The sequence below is a fragment of the Methylobacterium jeotgali genome (assembly GCF_022179345.1).
Taxonomy (GTDB): domain Bacteria; phylum Pseudomonadota; class Alphaproteobacteria; order Rhizobiales; family Beijerinckiaceae; genus Methylobacterium; species Methylobacterium jeotgali.
This window is the reverse complement of the sequence record NZ_BPQR01000095.1, coordinates 1-18092: the sequence shown is the minus strand read 5'-3', so window position 1 is coordinate 18092 and position 18092 is coordinate 1. Positions and strand designations below refer to the sequence as shown.

Here is an 18092-nt window from a genome sequence, read left to right as displayed (position 1 = left end):
CAGAACCGAAGGGTCAACAGGCTCGTCCCGAAAAAGTTCGCCGGCATCGGGAAACGCGTTCTCGCCCTCATAAGGCGAGGCCGGCCGCGCTCCCGCGCTCCACGCCCTAATCTCGACATGCTCCCCTTCGACAGACGCGGCATCCGCCTCTCTTCCGGGCCTGCCCGGCCTCCGGAGAGAATCGGGCTTCCGGCAATCTTCTTCGGGGACGGGAACGCAGGTGCAGCGCGAACGGGTCAGGATCGGGCGGCGGGCGGGTCCCGAGCGTGCCGCCTCCCTGCGGGGCAGCGAGCCGCCTCTCGACCTCCTCGGCGCGGACGCCACCCGCATCGACCGGCGCGACGTCAATCAGCGCTGGCTCTGGGCGAGCGCGCTCACGGGCCTCACCGGCGCGGCGCTGATCGGCGCGGCTCTCCAGATCTCCCTCAAGGGCGGCGTCTCGTTCGCCGCCATCCCTGAGCGCGCCACTGTGATCGCGCGCTCCCCCGCCCTCGACGGCAGCGGCAATCCGGCGCGCAAGGGCGCGCGCCTCGTGCGCAACCTGATGATCGCCTCCGCCAAGCAGAGCTTCCGCACCCCCGTGACGGTGCGGCTCGGCGAGCGCGAGATCATCAAGGTGAAGCCCTTCGTCCGGGTCTCGACGGCGCTGTCGATGACGACCGGCGTCTTCGCCGGCGAGGTGCCCCGCTTCGACCCCATGAAGTTCGTCTCCGACGAGCCCGCCGAGCGGGTCGCGGCGGATGCGAACGGGGCGGAGACGCCCGGCGCCGAGGTCAGCGTGATGAAGCGCGACCTCGCCGAGATCCCCCTCGACGCCGGAGCGCCGGCCCTCAACGACGACGACATGACCGCGCAGGTCGAGGAGGAGCGCCGCCTCGCCGCGGAGGCCGGCCGCCGCACCACCCTGCCCGTCGCCCCCCAGATCATGCTCTCGCGCACCCTGCAACAGGGGCTCGGCGGCACCGATTTCGAGACCCGCGCGCGGGGCGCCCAGGACGGCAGCCCGTTCAAGTCGATCGAGGTGCTCGTCGTCCCCGAGAACGTCACCCGGCTCTCGAAGACCGAGCTGCGGGCGGGCGAGTCGCCCCTCGTCGAGGAGCGCGACCTCGCCCTCCAGCGCGGCGAGACGCTGGAAGGTTCGCTGAAGGCCAATGCCGGGGCGAGCGAGGAGCAGTTCCGGGCGATCATCGCCGCGCTGGGCGGCAAGGCCCGCACCTCGGCCCTGCCGGAGGGCCAGCAGTTCCGCGTGCAGATCGCGCCGGGGCCGCGTCCCGGCGACCCGCGCCAGATCACCCGCGTCATCCTCTACGGCGAGAACGGCATCGAGGGGATCGCGGCGGTCAACGACCGGGGCGCCTTCGTCTCCGTGGCGCCCCCCACCGAGGACGCGCCGGCCCGCAAGGCGCCGTTGGCGGCCGCCAACGGCGAGGACGAGGAGGACGAGGGCTCGGGCCCGCGCCTCTACGAGAGCCTCTACGAGACGGCCGCCCGCCACGAGGTGCCGCGGGCGGCGGTCGAGGACATCGTGCGGGTGTTCAGCTACGACGTCGACTTCCAGCGGAGGATTTCGCAGGGCGACGGGCTGGACGTCTTCTACACCTACGACGAGGAGGCCGGCCAGGGCGCCACGGAGCGGCCGGAGCTGCTCTACGCCTCGCTCAACCTCGGGGGCGAGACCCGCAAGGTCTACCGCTTCCAGTCGCCCGACGACGGCGCCGTCGACTATCTCGACGACCAGGGCCGGTCGCTGAAGAAGTTCCTGATCCGCAAGCCCGTGGCCGACGGCATCATGCGCTCGGGCTACGGCTACCGGCGCCACCCGATCCTCGGCTACGCCAAGCTCCACACCGGCGTCGACTGGTCGAGCCCCGTCGGCACGCCGATCGTGGCGGCGGGCAATGGCACCGTGCTCAAGGCGGAATGGTCGGCGGGCTACGGGCGCCGGGTCGAGATCCAGCACATCAACGGCTACGTCACCACCTACAACCACATGTCCCGGTTCGGGCGGGGCATCGCGGCGGGCGGCAAGGTCCGCCAGGGCCAGGTGATCGGCTATGTCGGCTCCACCGGCCTCTCGACGGGCGCGCACCTGCACTACGAGGTCGTCATCAACGGCCACTTCGTCGACCCGATGAAGATCCGGGTGCCCCGCGGCCGCGAGCTCGACGGGCGGCTGCTCGCCGAGTTCAGGCGCCAGCGGGACCAGATCGAGGGCGTGATGCAGAAGGCCAAGAGCGCCACCACCATGGCCCAGCGCGACACGGTGCGCTGAGGCCGACCGTCCGCCCTCATTCGAACCCGAGCCGCGCCCTCAGCTCGGCGGGCGTCGCGCCCGCGGCCCGCAGCGTCGCGAGCGCGGGCGCGTTCCGCGACTTGGCGAGCTTCTCGCCGTCCTCCCCCCGCACCAGCGGATGGTGGTGATAGGCCGGGGCGTCGAGGCCGAGCAGCGTCTGCAGCAGGCGGTGCAGATCGGTGGCGGCCTCGAGATCGGCGCCCCGAACGACGTGGCTGACCTCCTGCGCGGCATCGTCGAGGACCACGGCGAGATGGTAGCTCGTCGGCACGTCGCGCCGGGCGATCACCGCGTCGCCCCAGCGGCCCGGATCGGCATCGCGCTCCTCCTCACATCCGTCGGGATCGAAGACGCGGATACGGTGCGGTCCGGGGGCGTGCTCCAGGGCGCGGGCCATGTCGAGGCGCCAGACATGCGCCTCCCCCGCCGCCAGACGCCGGGCGCGCGTCTCCGGCGGGAGCGCGCGGCAGGTGCCGGGATAGAGCGGGCTGCCGTCGGGATCGCGGGGCGGGCCCTCCCCGGCGGCCGCAGCGACCACCGCCCGCGAGCAGAAGCAGGGATAGGCGAGGCCCGACGCGGCGAGCCCATCGCGGGCCTCGGCATAGGCCTCCATGCGCGTCGACTGGCGCAGAGTCGCACCCGCGAAGCGCAGCCCGAGCCAGGCGAGGTCCTCCTCGATGCCTTCGATCAGCTCCGGCCGCGAGCGGACCGGGTCGATGTCCTCGATCCGCAGCAGCAGCCGGCCGCCGAGGCGCGCGGCCATGCGCGCGTTGAGGAGCGCGGAGAGGGCGTGGCCGAGATGGAGGCGCCCGTTCGGGCTCGGCGCGAAGCGCAGGACGGGCGAGGCGCCCGCGCTCACCCGTCGCCGCGGATCAGGCAGCGGGGCGGCTGCGGCGTGCAGGCGATGCCCGGCAGCGAGCAGGCGACCTCGCCGGGCAGGCGCCGGCAGACCCGGCAACCGTCGCCCCACTCCTGGCAGGCGGGATCGGCGGCGGGGTCTCCCGCCACGGGCGCGGGGCCGTGCCGGGCGGGCAGGAGCGCGCCGAGCAGCACCGTGGCGGCGACGAGGGCCGCTACGGCGAGCGCGATGAGCCCGTCGCGCGGTGCGCCCGTGCGTCCTTCGTGATCCGTGCGGTCGGTCATGTCGCCCTGTGGGTGCGCGGGGGAGCGGGGCTATAAACGCGCGCGGCCCCACGAAGTGCCCCCGCCGGGCTTCGTGGATCGAGGGCGACGATCGCCTCGGGAGCGGCCGGAGGGGCGCGGCGCCTCAGGCGGCCCGAACGGTCTCCTCGGGGTGGAGGAGCGCCGGCAGCCGCTTGATGTCGAGGGGCTTGGCCAGGAAGCCGTCGAAGCCGGCCTGGCGGGCGGCGGCCTCGTCGTCGCGGCCCGCGTTGGCGGTGAGCGCCACGAGCCGCAGCGGGCGATAGGTGCCCGCGACCTGCCCCGCGCGGATGCGGCGGGCGGTCTCGAGCCCGTCGAGGCCGGGCATGCGGATGTCGAGGAGGGCGAGGTCGAAGGGCAGGCGCCGGCTCTCCGCCTCGTCGAGGCGGGCGAGCGCCTCGGTGCCGTCGCGGGCGAGCACCACCGTGGCGCCGAGCCGCTCCAGGGCCTTGCTGGCCAGCAGCGCGTTGATCGGGTTGTCCTCGGCGAGCAGCACCCGCGCGCCGGGGCCGGGCGCCGCGGCGGCGGGCACGAGGCCGGCGCCGGCGCTCACGGGGGTCGCCGGAGCGAGCAGCCGGTCGAACAGCGAGCGGGCCCGCACCGGCTTGATGAGGTAGCTGTCGAAGCCCGCCGCGTTCGGGGTGCCGAAGGCGCGCCGGTCGAAGGGCGAGAGCAGGATCAGGCTGCAGCGGGCGCCTCGGCGGCGCGCCTCCTCGGCGAGGCGGCGCACGGCGGTGTCGCCGAGGCCGCGGTCGGCGATCAGCGCGTCGAAGGCGCCGCTCGCCAGCGCCGCGAGGCCGGCCTCCTCGCCGGAGACCACGATCGGGGCCGCGCCGGAGCGCGAGAGCCGGCGGGCGAGGAAGGGCGCCTGGAAGGGCGAGTCGGCGACGATCAGAACCCTCTGGCCGTGCAGCGCCGGGCCGGTGCCCCGGTCCTCGGCGCCCTCCGCGACGGGCAGTGGCAGGCGCACCCGGAAGACCGTGCCGTGGGGCCGGCGCGCCTCGACCTCGATGCTCCCGCCCATGCGCTCGACGAGGCGGCGGGTGATGGAGAGGCCGAGCCCGGTGCCCTCGTGGCTGCGGCTGGCGCTGCCGTCGCCCTGCTCGAACTCCTCGAAGAGCTGGGAGACGCGCTCCGGGGGGATGCCGGGGCCGGTGTCGGCCACCGCGATCTCGACGCCCTCGGGAAGGCGCACGAGGCTGACGCCGACGCCGCCGGACTCGGTGAACTTGATGGCGTTGCCGGCGAGGTTGACGAGGATCTGGCGGACGCGCTCGGCATCGCCGACCATCGAGAGGGCGAGGTCGTCGGCGACGTCGAGGGCGATCTCGATGCCCTTGTCCTGGGCGCGGGGCGCCAGCAGCTCCACGACCCGCTCGGCGACCTCGCCGGGGTCGAAAGGCTCGGCGGCGAGATCGAGGCGCCCGGCCTCGATGCGCGAGAAGTCGAGGATGCCGTCGATGATGCCGAGCAGCGCCACGCCGCTCGTCTTCACCGCCTCGACATAGGTGCGCTGCTCGGCATCGAGCGGCGTGTCGAGGACGAGGTCGGCCATGCCGAGGATGCCGTTGAGCGGCGTGCGGAACTCGTGGCTGACCGTGGCGAGGAAGCGGGACTTCGCCACGCTCGCGGCTTCCGCCCGGGTCAGGGCCTCGTCGAGGGCGCGGGCGGCCTCGGCGCGGGCCGTGATGTCGAAGCCGGCCCTGAGCCACTGCATCGGGCCGCCCTGGCGGGAGACCGGCATCTCCACGAAGGAGAACCAGCGGGGGATGCCGTCGACGGGCAGCACCCGCGCCTCGACGTGGCGCACCCCGTCCGGGCCCGTCTCGACGCGGCCGGTCTCGGTGACCTGAAGCTCCACCGTGGCGCCGATGAGCTCCTCCGGGCCGCGCCCGAGGAGACGGGCATAGCCCTCGTTGACGAAGGTGATGCGGCCGAGCTCGTCGCGCTGGACGACGACCTCCATGGTCGCCTCCACCAGCGCCCGGTAGCGGTCCTCGCTCTCGGAGATGCGCCAGATGCGATCGTGGAGCTGCTCGGCCTCGGGCGTCTCGCGGCCGCCGCCGCGGCGCCACGACCAGAGGAGCGCGCCGAGGCTGCCGGCCGCCGCGAGGAGCGCGAGCGCGAGGACGAGGTCCCGAAGCTCCATTTGCATCTCCATGTGCCGCCTCGCCTCCGCCCGGCCGGGCGCGACGCTCCGTTGGCCGCGGTCCCGATCCGGCGGGAGCCTATGCCCGGAAGCGCTGAAGGCGGCGTTTCGAAACGCGCTTAAGGTTCTCTTGCTTCCCCCGGCGGGCCCGGCGCTTCACGGGCCGGCCCCGATGGTGTAGGCGCGGCGGCTCGACCGGGCCTCGGGGCCGTCCGGGGCGCCCGTCCGCGACGCGAGGTCGAGGACGGATGCCGGACCCTGCGGCAGCCCCTGCGGAACGCCAGACCCCTCGGAAGCGATGACCGACAGCGCGATCACCGACCAGAGCGCCGACCGGGCCGCGAGCCCCGCCCCGGGCAACCGCATAGGGGCCGCCTTCGCCCGCTGCCGGGCCGAGGGCCGGGCCGCCCTCGTCACCTACGTGATGGCCGGCGACCCCGATCCCGAGACCTCGCTCAAGGTACTCGACGCCCTGCCGAAGGCCGGCGCCGACATCGTGGAGTTCGGCCTGCCCTTCACCGACCCGATGGCCGACGGCCCGGCGATCCAGGCGGCGGGCCTGCGCGCCCTCAAGGCCGGCCAGCATCTGCCCGGGACGCTCCGCCTCGTCGCGCGCTTCCGGGAGGGCGATCCGGAGACGCCCGTGGTGCTGATGGGCTACTACAACCCGATCCACACCTACGGCGTGCCCCGCTTCCTGGAGGACGCGGTGGCGGCCGGCGTCGACGGGCTGATCGTCGTCGACCTGCCCCCGGAGGAGGACGACGAACTCTGCCTGCCGGCGCTCGCCAAGGGCCTCGCCTTCATCCGGCTCGCGACCCCGACGACGGACGAGAAGCGCCTGCCCGCCGTCCTCGCGAACACCGCGGGCTTCGTCTACTACGTGTCGATCACCGGCATCACCGGCACCGCGACGCCGGATTTCGGGCGGGTGGCGCAGGCGGTCTCCCGCATCCGTCCTCATACCGACCTGCCCGTGGTGGTCGGCTTCGGCGTCAAGACCGGGGCGCACGCCGCCGAGATCGCCCGCGGGGCGGATGGGGTCGTCGTCGGCTCGGCCCTCGTCGACGCGCTCCACCGCTCCCTCGACGGCGAGGGGCGTGCCGGTCCCGGCACGGTCGAGGCGGTGGCGGGGCTCGTGCGCGCGCTCGCCGACGGCGTGCGCTCGGCCGGACGGCGCTAGCCACCCTGGCAACGGGGCGAGCGCGGCCCGATATCGAGAGCCCGAATTCGAGGACGGGGCCATGATGGTTGAACCGATGAACTGGATCTCGGAGGTCGTGCGCCCCAAGATCAAGACCCTGTTCAAGCGCGAGACGCCCGAGAACCTCTGGGTCAAATGCCCCGATACCGGGCAGATGGTCTTCCACAAGGAGGTCGAGAGCAACCACTGGGTCATCCCCGGCTCCGAGCACCATCTCAAGATGAGCGCCCAGGCGCGCCTGAAGATGATGTTCGACGAGGGCACCTGGATCGACGTGCCGCTGCCCGAGGTCGCCGCCGACCCGCTCAAGTTCCGCGACGAGAAGCGCTACGTCGACCGCCTCAAGGAGGCTCGCGCCAAGACCGGCATGGCAGACGCCTTCAAGGTCGGCTTCGGCCGCGTCGCCGGCCTGCCGATGACGATCGCCGCCCAGGAGTTCGGCTTCATGGCGGGCTCGCTCGGCATGGCGGCGGGCGAGGCCTTCATCCGCGGCGCCGAGACCGCGCTCGAGAAGAAGACCCCCTATGTGCTGTTCTCCGCCTCGGGCGGCGCGCGCATGCAGGAGGGCATCCTCTCGCTCATGCAGATGCCGCGCACCACGGTCGCAGTGCGCCGGCTGAACGCCGCGAAGCTTCCCTACATCGTGGTGCTCACGAACCCGACTACGGGCGGCGTCACCGCCTCCTACGCCATGCTCGGCGACGTGCATCTCGCCGAGCCGGGCGCGCTGATCTGCTTCGCCGGTCCCCGCGTCATCGAGCAGACCATCCGCGAGAAGCTGCCCGACGGCTTCCAGCGCTCCGAGTACCTGCGGGCGCACGGCATGATCGACCAGGTCGTCCACCGCCACGCCCTCAAGGAGACCGTGGCGCGCCTGTGCGGCCTCCTCACCGACGCGGTGCCCCAGCACGGGCCCCGCCCGAACGCCCCGCAGCCCGTTCCCGACGCGGCCTGAGGCCGCCGGCCCGCCGCACCAGCGACAAGACCCCGCGATGGATTCCTCCGACGCGCTGATGGCGCGCTTCCTCGCCCTGCACCCGCGCACGATCGACCTGTCGCTCGGGCGCATCGAGCGGCTGCTCGCCCGGCTCAACCATCCCGAGCGGCGCCTGCCGCCGGTGATCCACGTGGCGGGCACCAACGGCAAGGGCTCCACTATCGCTTTCATGCGGGCGATCCTGGAGGCGGGGGGCTTCGCGGTGCACGTCTACACCTCGCCCCATCTCGTGCGCTTCCACGAGCGCATCCGCATCGGCGCGGTCGGCGGCGGCCGCTTCGTGGACGAGGAGCGCCTCGCCGACGCCTTCGCCCGCTGCGAGGCGGCCAACGGCGGCGATCCGATCACGGTGTTCGAGATCACCACCGCCGCGGCGCTGCTGCTGTTCTCGGAGTATCCCGCCGACGTGCTCCTCCTCGAGGTCGGCCTGGGGGGCCGGGTCGACGCCACCAACGTCATCGATTCGGTGGCCGCCGCCGTGGTCACGCCGATCGGGCGCGACCATGCCGAGTATCTCGGCGACACGGTCGCCGCGGTGGCGGGCGAGAAGGCCGGCATCTTCAAGCGCGGCTGCCCGGCGGTGATCGCCGCGCAGGACTATGCGGAGGCCGATTCGGTGCTCTGCCAGCGGGCGGAGGCGGTCGGCGCTGCGCCTGTGCTCGTCGGCGGCCAGGACTTCTCCGTCCACGAGGAGAGCGGCCGCCTCGTCTTCCAGGACGGGACCGACCTGTTCGACCTGCCGAGGCCCCGGCTCGACGGCCGGCACCAGTTCACCAACGCCGGCACCGCCATCGCCGCGCTGCGGGCGGCCGGGTTCGGCGACATCGGCACCGCGGCGATCGAGACCGGGCTGCGCTCGGTCGAGTGGCCGGGCCGGCTGCAGCGCCTGACCCGCGGGGCGCTGGCCGATCTCGCCCCTGCCGGGGCCGAGCTCTGGCTCGACGGCGGCCACAACATCGACGGCGGCCGCATCCTCTCGGCGGCGGCCGCCGACCTCAGCGAGCGGGCCGACGCGCCCCTCGTCCTGATCGTCGGCCTGCTCGGCACCAAGGACGCCGAGGGCTTCCTGCGCCATTTCGCCGGGCTCGCCCGGGTGCTGATCGCCGTGCCGATCGCGGGCCAGATCGCGGCGCGGCCCGCCGAGGAGGTGGCGCGGATCGCCGAGAGCGTCGGGCTGCCCGCCCGGATCGCGCCGGGAATCGAGGGCGCGCTGGCGCTCGCCGGCGAGATCGCCTTCGAGCGGCCGCCCCGGATCCTGATCTGCGGCTCGCTCTACCTCGCGGGCGCGGTGCTCACCGCCAACGGGACGCCGCCGGTCTGAGACCGTCCCGGACGGGTGCGGAGGGCGGCAGGATTGTGTCCGCCGAGGCCGCCGCAAGTTGCCGGACAGTTAACGCGAAAGGGAAAATCCCCGCTTTCCCTCAAAGGCATCGGCCGGACTTGAGCCCCGGCAGGTGTGGCTTCAGCGCTACATCTTAACTGTGGAAAATCCCCTAGTTTCGCCGGCGATCGGGCACAATGCTGGGGATCACAAAATGAAGAAGCTTCTCACCACTCTCGCGGCCTTCACGGCCCTCACCACGGTGGCCTCCGCTGCCGACCTTCCGCGCCGCGCGGCTCCGCCGGTGTTCACCCCGGTTCCGGTGTTCACCTGGACGGGCTTCTACGCCGGTTTCAACGCCGGTTACGGCTTCGACGTCGGCCAGAACAGCAACACCTATGCGCTGCCGACCGGCACCGTCCTCGGTTCGCCGGGCACCAACGCCCTGCTGACCGTCACCAACAGCCGCGCCAACGAGGGCTTCGTCGGCGGTGGTCAGATCGGCTACAACTACCAGTTCACCCCGGGTTCGGGCCTGGTGGTCGGTATCGAGGCTGACGCTCAGTACACCGACTTCGGCGGCCGTCGTAACTTCACGCAGGCCTACACCTTCGTCGGCGCCCCGGGCCTCGCCCTCGCCGCTCCGCGCGCCTTCGTGGTGCCCGGCCAGTCGAGCCTCGACTACTTCGGCACCGTTCGCGGCCGCATCGGCTACGCCGTCGACCGCGTCCTGTTCTACGGCACCGGCGGCTTCGCCTACGGCTCGGGCGAGTCCCCGGTCAACGGCCTCGGCGGCGACAGCTTCCGCACCGGTTACGCGGCCGGCGGTGGCGTCGAGTACGCTCTCCCGACCGACTCGTTCCTGAACTTCTTCCGCTCCTCGGCCGTCACGCTGAAGGTGGAAGGTCTGTACGTGAACCTCGAGCGCAACCGCACCGCCGCCTCCGGCGTGTTCAACGGCGCTCTCAATGCCCCGAACGGCACCCTCTTCCTGGCCAACCAGCGCCAGCAGGAGTTCGTGGTCGTCCGCGCCGGCATCAACTACAAGTTCGGCAGCTACTAAGCCGAACCCCGAAAACGGGTCTCGAAACGGAGGGAGCCCGGCCGCAAGGCCGGGCTCCTTCGCTTTTGTCACCCTCGCAACGGCGACGGACGGACCGGGATCGGCCCACGGGGCGTGGTCGCTCGACAGGACCGCGTGCAGCAAAAGAAAAGGCCCGACGCGCGAAGCGTCGGGCCTTTCTCATGTCCGTCGGCAGGGGCCGGCCGGTGTGCTCAGGCGCTGGCCGTCTGCGCCTGGATCCAGCGGGAGAGGTCGCCCTTCGGCGCGGCGCCGACCTTCTGGTCGACGCGCTCGCCGCCCTTGAAGAGCAGCAGCGTCGGGATCGAGCGGATGCCGTACTGGGCGGCGATCCCCGGATTCTCGTCGACGTTCACCTTCGCGATCTTCACGCGGCCCTGGAGATCGGCGGAGATCTCCTCGAGCGCCGGGCCGATCTGGCGACAGGGACCGCACCACTCGGCCCAGAAATCCACCACGACGGGCTCGGCGGACTGGAGGACGTCCTGCTCGAAGCTCGCGTCGGTCACCTTCACCGTCGCCATGACACACCCTTTCGTTGGCGCCGGCCCGCCCCGTTGCGATGGGGCGGGCCGGCGGCTGGTCACGGAAAGTGGAGAGGGCGGGAGGCACGGTCAAGACATCGGCACGCACGCGCAGAGGAGAGCTGATTCCCTCTCATGCCGGCCGCCGTCCCGGCAGCGCCTCGAATCGCGGCCGTCGCTCCGGTGCGGCAAGCCGCGGCACGGCAGAATCGTGTTCGTGACGCCCTCGGACCTCGCCCCGGGGCTCCGTGCGCCCCATCTCCGGCACAGGTTCGCGTCCCTTGCGAGCCCGACGCGCCGCATCCGGCGCCCGCTCCGCGAGGGACGGGCGCCGCGCCGCCGCTTTCCGTGGCGGCGCCCAGGTAAGGAATCCCCCGTGACGCTCAAGCCGATCCTTCTGGCCTCGTTCGCCGCCCTCGCCCTGCCCGTCCTCGCGCTCGCGCAGGAGACGACGCCCGCGGCCCGGGTCGGCGGCGACGCCTTCGCGGCCCCCACCGCCGAGACGGCCAAGGAGCCGGCCGAGACCGCCCCCGCCAACACCGGCTACAAGCCGCTCCTGCCCAACCAGACCCGGGCGCCGATGCCGGCCAAGGCGACGGAGGTCGAGGTCGCGACCGCGGTGAAGGGGCTCGCGAGCCCCTGGGCGCTGGAGTTCCTGCCCGACGGGCGCATGATCGTCACCGAGAAGGCCGGCAAGATCCGCCTGATCGCCAAGGACGGGACGGTCGGCGCCCCGGTAACGGGCGTGCCGAAGGTCGACGCGCGGGGCCAGGGCGGCCTCCTCGACGTGGCCCTGAGCCCAGGCTTCGCCAGCGACCGCACCATCTACTTCAGCTACGCGGAGCCCCGCGAGAAGGGCAACGGCACCACCCTCGCGAAGGCGAAGCTCGTCGAGAGCGGCGGTTCGGCCAAGCTCGAGGACCTCAAGGTCATCTTCCGCCAGACGCCGAGCTACGACGGCGACAAGCATTTCGGCTCGCGCATCCTGTTCGCGCCGGACGGCAAGCTGTTCCTCACGGTCGGCGAGCGCTCCGACAAGGCGGTGCGCGGCCAGGCGCAGGACCTGTCGAGCGGGCTCGGCAAGCTGTTCCGCCTGGAGCCGGACGGCAGCGCGCCGAAGGACAACCCCTTCTCCGGCAGCGACAAGGCCCAGCCGGAGATCTGGTCCTACGGCCACCGCAACGTGCAGGGCATCGCGCTCGACGGCCAGGGCCGGGTCTGGACGATCGAGCACGGCCCGCGGGGCGGCGACGAGCTCAACCGGCCGCGGCCGGGCGTCAACTACGGCTGGCCGCTCGTCACCTACGGCATCGAGTACTCGGGCGAGAAGATCGGCGACGGCGCCACCCAGGCCGGCGGCACCTCGCAGCCGGCCTACTACTGGGACCCCGTGATCGGCCCCTCGAGCCTCACCCTCTACAACGCCGACCTGTTCCCGGCCTGGAAGGGCAACTTCCTCGCCGGCGGCCTCGTCAGCCTCGGCCTCGTCTCCTTGAAGCTCGACGGCGACAAGGTGGTGAGCGAGGAGCGCATCCCCCTCCAGGAGCGCATCCGCGACGTGAAGGTCGGCCCGGACGGCGCCGTCTACGCGCTCACCGACGGGCCGGACGGCAAGATCCTCAAGCTCACGCCGAAGGGCGGTGCGAAGAGCGGCGAGAAGCCCGCCGACGACCGCAAGGGCTGAGCGTGAGGGGCCGGGGCGGCGTCAGGCGCCGATCCCGGCTCCCGCCAGGGCCGCGCTCGTCTCGGCCTCCGACAGGCGGCGGATGACCGGCCCCGAGGTCCAGACCAGCATCGGCACGATTCTCCGGCCCGGATAGATCTGCTCGAGGAGCGCCGCGTAGAGGGCGATCTGCGCCGCGTCCGCCGCCGGCAGGGGCGCGCCCTCCGGGGGCGGGCGGCCGGTCTTGAAGTCGGCGAGGAGCACGCCCTCCTCCGTCACCGCGAGGCGGTCGATGCGGCCATGCACCGGGCGCGGCCCGCCCGCCGCCCCGACGATCCCCGCGAGCGCCACCTCCGCCCGCGCCCCCTCGGCGAACAGGGGCGCGAGATCGGGGTGCTCCATCACCCGCAGGGCCGCCTCGGCGATGGCGGCGCGTTTGGGCACCGGCATGGTCGGCGCCCGCGCCCGCAGGACGGTCAGCGCCGCCGGCCGGCGCTCGGGCGCCGCGAGCCGCGGCAGGTGCTCCAGCAGGGTGTGCACGAGGATGCCCTGGCGCCGGGCCTCGGTCTGCGACTGCCGGCGCGCCGGGGAGGGCCGTGCATCCGCCCCCGCGAGGATCCCGGAGGGCGAGAGGGGCGGCGCGGCCACGGCCTCGGCGGGCACCGGCCGCCGGAGCCAGGGCGGCACGGAGTCCTCGGCCGCGGCGCCCGCCGGACCATCCTCCGGCGCCCCGGCAGCCTCCCCGTCCCGCCAGACGACGGCCGGTCCGTAGGGCAGGTCCAGCGCCTCCCCGGCGCCGAAGGCCCGCTCCAGGCCGATGCGGATCATCTCGCACCAGGCGGCCTCCGTCTCCTTCGTCGCGCCGCGATAAGGGGCGACGACGAGGCGGTCGGCCGCCCGCGTCATCGCCACGTAGAGGAGGCGGTTGTGCTCCTCGCGGGCGCGGGCCTGGAGGCTCGTGCGGGCCTCTCCCGTCACGGCGCTGTCCTGCGTGCGCGAGCCCGCCCAGACGGGGGGCAGCGGCGTCGGCGATTCGATGGAGAGCAGCGGCGGGTCGTTGCGGCCGAGCGGCTCGCAGCCGTCGAGGAGCACCACCACCGGCGCCTCGAGCCCCTTGGCGCCGTGGACGGTCATCACCCGCACCTCGTCGCGACCCGATTCGAGGTCGCGCTTGACCGTCAGGCCCTCGGCGCCCCGCGCCTCGAAGGCGTCGATGAAGGCGCGCAGCGAGGGCGCCTCCGGCCCGCGCTCGGCGGAGGCCGCCTTGGCCAGGAACACGTCGATGGCGTCCCCCGCCTCGCCGCCGAGCCGCGCGACCAGCCGCGCCCGCCCGCCGCCGGGGCCGAGCAGCGCCGCATAGAAGCCGAAGGGCCCTTCGCAGCCGGCCAGTTCGATCCAGCGGGCGAGCGCCGCGCGGGCCCGGAGCGCGGCCCCGTCCCCGGCCTCGGCGTGGCGGTGGAGGGCGTCCTCGAGGGTCTCCGCCTCGTCGCGTCGGGCGCAGAGCCGCACGAGGTCGTCGTCGTCGAGGCCGACCAGCGGCGTCTTGAGCGCGGTCGCGAGCGTCAGGTCGTCGGCAGGCAGGAGCCCGGCGCGTCCCACCGCCACGAGGTCGAGCACGGCGATGTGGGCGGCGACGTCCAGGCGGTCCTGGCCCGCCACCGGCACGCCGAGGCTCTTCAAGGCGCGGATCGCCTCCTCGAAGGCCGGCCCGCGCTTGCGCACGAGGAGCAGGATCTCGCCGGGCCGGCGCCGCCGCCCGCCGGCATCGCCCCGCGCGATCCAGCCCTGCACGGCGCGGGCGACGCGGCGGGCGGTGAGGAGGGCGGGCGCACTGGCACCCGGCGCGTCGACGGGCTCGGCCCAGGCGTCCGGGTCGGCCTCGGGGCCGGGCTCCTCGATCGGCCAGAGCTCGACGGCGCCGAAGGCGCGGCCCCGCGCCGTGGCGTGGTCGGTGCCGGGCCGGACCGCCTCGAAGGAGAGGCCCTTGAAATGCTCGGGGATCGCGAAGGTGGCGTCGACCGCCCGCAGCACGCCGTGGGCCGAACGGAAGGACAGGGTGAGAGGGATGGTCTCGAAGGGGAGTCCGGCCCGCTGCGCGGCGTCGATCCAGGCCCGGCGCGTCTCCTCGAAGCGGCGGGGGTCGGCGCCCTGGAAGCTGTAGATCGACTGCTTGGGGTCGCCCACGGCGAAGCGCGTGCGGCGGGCCGCGCGGGCACCCGCCCCGGCGGTGAACTCGGCTGTGACGAGGTTCAGGATCTCCCACTGCTGCGGGTTCGTGTCCTGCGCCTCGTCGACGAGCACATGATCGATGCCCCGGTCGAGCTTGTACAGCACCCAGGCGGCGTCGACCCGCGCGAGCAGGTCGCGGGTGCGCGCGATGAGGTCGTCGAAGTCGAGGGCGCCGATGCGGGCCTTGTAGGCCTCGACCCGCCCCTCGATCTCGGCGGCGAGCGCGAAGAGGGCGCGGGTGCGGGCGTGGGCGCGAGCGGCGCGCAGGCGGTCGAGGAGCGGGATCAGCCGGTCGCGCTCAGCGCAGAGCGCGGCCTTCGCCTCAGGGCCGGCCTTCTTGGTGCCCAGCGAGGAATCGGCCTTCGGCTTCTCCTCGCCGGTGAAGAACACGACGAGCGCCGCCGCGACGGCCTCGGCGAGGATGCCGGCGGCCTCCGCCCGGCGGGCGAGGTCGAGGGCGGTCTCCAGCTGTCCGGCGAGCTTGGCGTCGGTCGAGGAGCCTGTCTCGGCCAGCACCGCGCAGAGGGGCGCGAGATCGGGAAGCCCTGAGAGGATGCGCCGGGCGATCTCCGGCTCGTCCTCGCCCGCCTCCAGCCCCAGCGCCTGCGCGAGGCCGGCGAAGGTGAGATCGAGCCGGCCGTCGCGGGCCAGGAAGCGGCGCGCCCGGATCGCGGCGCGGATCAGGTCGCGCAGGGTGTCGTCCTGCGCCTCCGGGGTGATGCGGGCGTGCGCCTCGCGGATGCCGGGGAGGCGGCCGAGCGCCGCATCGGCGAGCGTCGCGTCGGTGGCGCTCTCGAAGGCGGCGCGGGCCTCGTCGTCGTCGAGCACGGTGAAGCCCGCCGGCACGTTCGCCTCGAAGGGGAACATGTGCAGGAGCCGCTCGCAGAGCGCGTGCAGCGTCTCGATCTTGAGGCCCCCCGGCGTCTCGACGGAGCGGGCGAAGAGCCGGCGGCTGTCGTCGAGCTGGGCCCGGCTCGTCGGCTTGCCAGTGAGGCGCTCCAAGTCCTCGGCCAGCGCCGCGTCGTCCAGCGTCACCCAGCGGCCGAGCCGGTCGAAGACCCGGATCGCCATGTTGGCGGCGGCGGCCTTGGTGAAGGTAAGGCAGAGGATGCGCCCCGGCGGCGTCCCGGAGAGGAGGAGCCGCACCACGCGGTCGGTGAGCACCTTGGTCTTGCCGGCGCCGGCGTTGGCCGAGACCCAGGCCGAGACCTCCGGATCGGCGGCTCGGCGCTGGCGCTCCTGCGTCAGCGGATCGACCTTGAAAGGCGGCTTGCTCAAGCCTCGCCCTCCCCCGCAAGCGACCATTCGAGCACCCGCGCGAGGTGGTCGTAGTCGCCGGCATAACGCACGTATTTCGGGTAGGGCCGCGAGACGTAGGCCGCCTTGCCGGTCATGAAGCGGGCCACGAGCCCGCGCAGGCGCGCGGCGTGCTCCTCGACGAGGGCCGCTATGTCCCGCTCCTCGTCCTTCTCGGGCTTGAGCAGCCTTTCACGAAGCGGCGTGCGCCCGCCGGAGGCGTGGACGTAGAGCAGGTCCGGCACGGTCCCCGGCGCGGGGATGTCCTTGAAGGCGCCCGCCATCAGCATCGCCGCCTCCAGGGTGAGCTGGGGCGAGAAGCCGGCGAAGACCTCCCGGTTCGAGGGCGGCGTGCCGGTCTTGAAATCGATGAGGCAGGCGCCCCCGTCCCGGCGCGTCTCGATGCGATCGGCCCGCGCCTTCAGCACGAACACTTCGTCGCCCATGGGGATCGACCAGCGCCCGTTGGCCTCGGCGTGGACGCGCAGGCCCGCCGCCCGGCGCTCGGCCTCCCAGGGCAGGAATTTTTCCGACAGGCGCTGAAGGCGGGGCCACCACTCCGCGTAGAGCTCGGGGTTCGCCGCTTTGACGGGGGCGAACACCTCCTCGGCGATGGCGGCGAGGCGGGTGTCGGCATCCGCCGGCATGCCCTGCGGAAAGGCCTCCGCGAAGCGGCCAAGCACGGCGTGGATCAGGGTGCCGCGATCCCCGACGCCCGGCGGGGCGGCCACGGGCTCCAGCGGATCGAGCCCGAGGACGTGGCGGGCGAAGATCGCGTAGGGGTCGCGCACCAGGGTCTCGACCTCGGTGACGCTCAGCGCCCGCGGGAACAGGGCCGGGTCCGGCCGGGGGCGGGGCTGGGTGAGGCGCGGCGGGGGGGGCTCGGTGCCGGCATCGAGCCGGGCGGCGAGGCCGGCGAGGCGCCGCCCCCGCGTCAGCACCGCCTCCCAATGCGTCTGGTCGGCGAAGGCGCGCATCCGCTGGAGGAAGCGGGACTGCACGGTCGGCGCGCCCTCGCGCTTCTGCGCGCGGGTGATCACCGCATCCCGGTGGCCGAGGAGCCCGACGAAATCGTGGGCGCCCTGCCCGATCTGGCGCTCCGGCGGATCGAGTCCGATCCGCTCGCGCATCGGCCGGTTCAGGAAGGAATCCGTGACCATCCGCGCCGGCCAGACGCCCTCGTCGAGCCCGCCGAGGACGATGCGGTCGCAGGAGAGGAGCCGCGCCTCGGCGAGCCCGAGGATACGCACCCGCGGATGCGGCGCGCCGTGGGCGTCGGGCACGCAGCGGAGATCCGCCAGCGCCGCGAAGAAGGCGGGGTAGTCGGAGAACTCTCCGCCCATCGGGCCGGCATCGACGAAGGCCAGCTCGTCGAACAGGCTGTCGAGACAGGCGAGCGACGGGTCGGCGGCGGCCTCCTCGTCGCCCTCGGGACCCTTCAGCAGCGCCTCGCAGACGGCACGGTGGGCCTCGCCGGCGGCGACGAGGTCGAGGGCGCCGGCCCCGCCGGGAAAGCCCTTGAAGGCGTCCTCCAGGGCGGCGACGAGCTTCTCGGCAAGCTCCCAGTCGATGTCTTTCAACCGCCGCTTCGGGCGGGGGCGCCGGCCGGTGTCGGTCTTCGCCGCGGCGAGCGCCCCGCGCAGGGTCTCGAAGCCCGGCGCCAGAGCGGGGCCGCGCAGGACGCCGATCTCGAGGGCGGCCGCTCCCCGCACCAGCTCGGGCCGGGCCATGCCGAGACGCACCAGCGGATGGGCGAGAAGCGCCAGCAGGCGCTGCGCCTGCCGGTTGCCGATGCGGGGGCCCACCGTCTCCACGGCGAACTCGGCGGCAAGCCGGGCGAGCCGCCCGCCGAGGCTCCCCGAGAGGGGCTGGCCGGCGGCGTCCTCGGCGCGGATGTCCCAGCGGGCGAGCTCGGCCGCGACCCGCATGGCGAGCGCCCGGTCCGGCGTGACGAGCGCGGCGACGCGGCCCGGCGTCTCGAGGGTCTCGCGGAGGGCGATGGCGGCGATCAGCGCCTCCTCGCGCTCGTCGCCGGCCTCCACCACGCTGAGCCCGTCGAGGCCGAGGGTGACGAGGCGGTCGCGCTCGGCCGGGTCGAGACGGGCCCAGGCGTCGGTGGTGGCCGCCGGGCGCAGGGCCTGCGAGAGCATCGCTTCCCGCGCCCGCACCGTCTC

At 73.8% G+C, this 18092-nt stretch carries 12 protein-coding genes; 6 read left to right on the top strand and 6 right to left on the bottom strand.

What is annotated here, in order from left to right; translation table 11 throughout:
• The first annotated feature begins 220 nt into the window (after positions 1 to 220).
• Entirely contained in the window at positions 221 to 2272 is a 2052-nt protein-coding gene (locus MFF04_RS21380) for a M23 family metallopeptidase (RefSeq protein WP_238278975.1), read from the top strand.
• A gap of 16 nt (positions 2273 to 2288) precedes the next feature.
• Here the strand turns inward: MFF04_RS21380 and gluQRS are convergent, their stop codons facing one another.
• The 3 genes from gluQRS to MFF04_RS21365 all read right to left on the bottom strand — a co-directional run bounded on the left by gluQRS (position 2289) and on the right by MFF04_RS21365 (position 5603).
• Entirely contained in the window at positions 2289 to 3152 is an 864-nt protein-coding gene (gene gluQRS / locus MFF04_RS21375) for a tRNA glutamyl-Q(34) synthetase GluQRS (protein WP_238278973.1), read from the bottom strand.
• Positions 3149 to 3436 (bottom strand): hypothetical protein, encoded by a 288-nt coding sequence (locus tag MFF04_RS21370; RefSeq protein WP_238278971.1) that lies wholly within the window; start codon positions 3434 to 3436, stop codon positions 3149 to 3151. Before MFF04_RS21370 ends, gluQRS begins: the two co-directional genes overlap by 4 nt.
• Before the next feature lie 124 nt (positions 3437 to 3560).
• Positions 3561 to 5603 (bottom strand): ATP-binding protein, encoded by a 2043-nt coding sequence (locus tag MFF04_RS21365; RefSeq protein ID WP_238278969.1) that lies wholly within the window; start codon positions 5601 to 5603, stop codon positions 3561 to 3563.
• A 298-nt stretch (positions 5604 to 5901) separates the two neighbouring features.
• On the opposite strand from MFF04_RS21365, the gene trpA reads away from it, so the two are divergent.
• The 4 genes from trpA (at position 5902) to MFF04_RS21345 (ending at position 10188) form a co-directional block, all read left to right on the top strand.
• Entirely contained in the window at positions 5902 to 6786 is an 885-nt protein-coding gene (gene trpA, locus MFF04_RS21360) for a tryptophan synthase subunit alpha (RefSeq protein WP_238278967.1), read from the top strand.
• A 64-nt stretch (positions 6787 to 6850) separates the two neighbouring features.
• Complete coding sequence (accD, locus tag MFF04_RS21355; RefSeq protein ID WP_238278978.1) at positions 6851 to 7762, top strand: acetyl-CoA carboxylase, carboxyltransferase subunit beta; 912 nt, start codon at positions 6851 to 6853, stop codon at positions 7760 to 7762.
• Between the two features lie 37 nt (positions 7763 to 7799).
• On the top strand, positions 7800 to 9125 hold the full coding sequence (locus MFF04_RS21350; RefSeq protein ID WP_238278965.1) for a bifunctional folylpolyglutamate synthase/dihydrofolate synthase: 1326 nt from the start codon (positions 7800 to 7802) through the stop codon (positions 9123 to 9125).
• 214 nt (positions 9126 to 9339) lie between these two features.
• A complete protein-coding gene (locus MFF04_RS21345) occupies positions 9340 to 10188 on the top strand; it encodes an outer membrane protein (protein WP_238278963.1) in 849 nt (282 codons plus the stop codon).
• 212 nt (positions 10189 to 10400) lie between these two features.
• On the opposite strand, the gene trxA is transcribed toward MFF04_RS21345, so the two are convergent.
• Positions 10401 to 10730 (bottom strand): thioredoxin, encoded by a 330-nt coding sequence (gene trxA / locus MFF04_RS21340; RefSeq protein ID WP_238278961.1) that lies wholly within the window; start codon positions 10728 to 10730, stop codon positions 10401 to 10403.
• Positions 10731 to 11106: 376 nt separating this feature from the next.
• Here trxA and MFF04_RS21335 point away from each other — a divergent pair, with 376 nt between their 5' ends.
• Complete coding sequence (locus MFF04_RS21335) at positions 11107 to 12414, top strand: PQQ-dependent sugar dehydrogenase (RefSeq protein ID WP_238278959.1); 1308 nt, start codon at positions 11107 to 11109, stop codon at positions 12412 to 12414.
• 21 nt (positions 12415 to 12435) lie between these two features.
• On the opposite strand, the gene addA is transcribed toward MFF04_RS21335, so the two are convergent.
• Together addA and addB are read right to left on the bottom strand one after the other, a co-directional pair.
• Positions 12436 to 15900, bottom strand: a complete 3465-nt coding sequence (gene addA / locus MFF04_RS21330; RefSeq protein ID WP_238278957.1) for a double-strand break repair helicase AddA — start codon at positions 15898 to 15900, stop codon at positions 12436 to 12438.
• Positions 15897 to 18092, bottom strand: a 2196-nt coding sequence (gene addB / locus MFF04_RS21325) for a double-strand break repair protein AddB (protein ID WP_238278954.1), incomplete at its 5' end; no start/stop codon positions are given. The genes addB and addA, both read right to left, overlap by 4 nt.

Bases quoted from the DNA above. Each gene is read 5' to 3' on its own strand.
- trpA (WP_238278967.1), top strand. From the start codon at position 5,902: ATGACCGACAGCGCGATCACCGACCAGAGCGCCGACCGGGCCGCGAGC.
- MFF04_RS21350 (WP_238278965.1), top strand. From the start codon at position 7,800: ATGGATTCCTCCGACGCGCTGATGGCGCGCTTCCTCGCCCTGCACCCG.
- MFF04_RS21365 (WP_238278969.1), bottom strand. From the start codon at position 5,603: ATGGAGCTTCGGGACCTCGTCCTCGCGCTCGCGCTCCTCGCGGCGGCC.
- MFF04_RS21370 (WP_238278971.1), bottom strand. From the start codon at position 3,436: ATGACCGACCGCACGGATCACGAAGGACGCACGGGCGCACCGCGCGAC.
- accD (WP_238278978.1), top strand. From the start codon at position 6,851: ATGGTTGAACCGATGAACTGGATCTCGGAGGTCGTGCGCCCCAAGATC.
- MFF04_RS21345 (WP_238278963.1), top strand. From the start codon at position 9,340: ATGAAGAAGCTTCTCACCACTCTCGCGGCCTTCACGGCCCTCACCACG.
- trxA (WP_238278961.1), bottom strand. From the start codon at position 10,730: ATGGCGACGGTGAAGGTGACCGACGCGAGCTTCGAGCAGGACGTCCTC.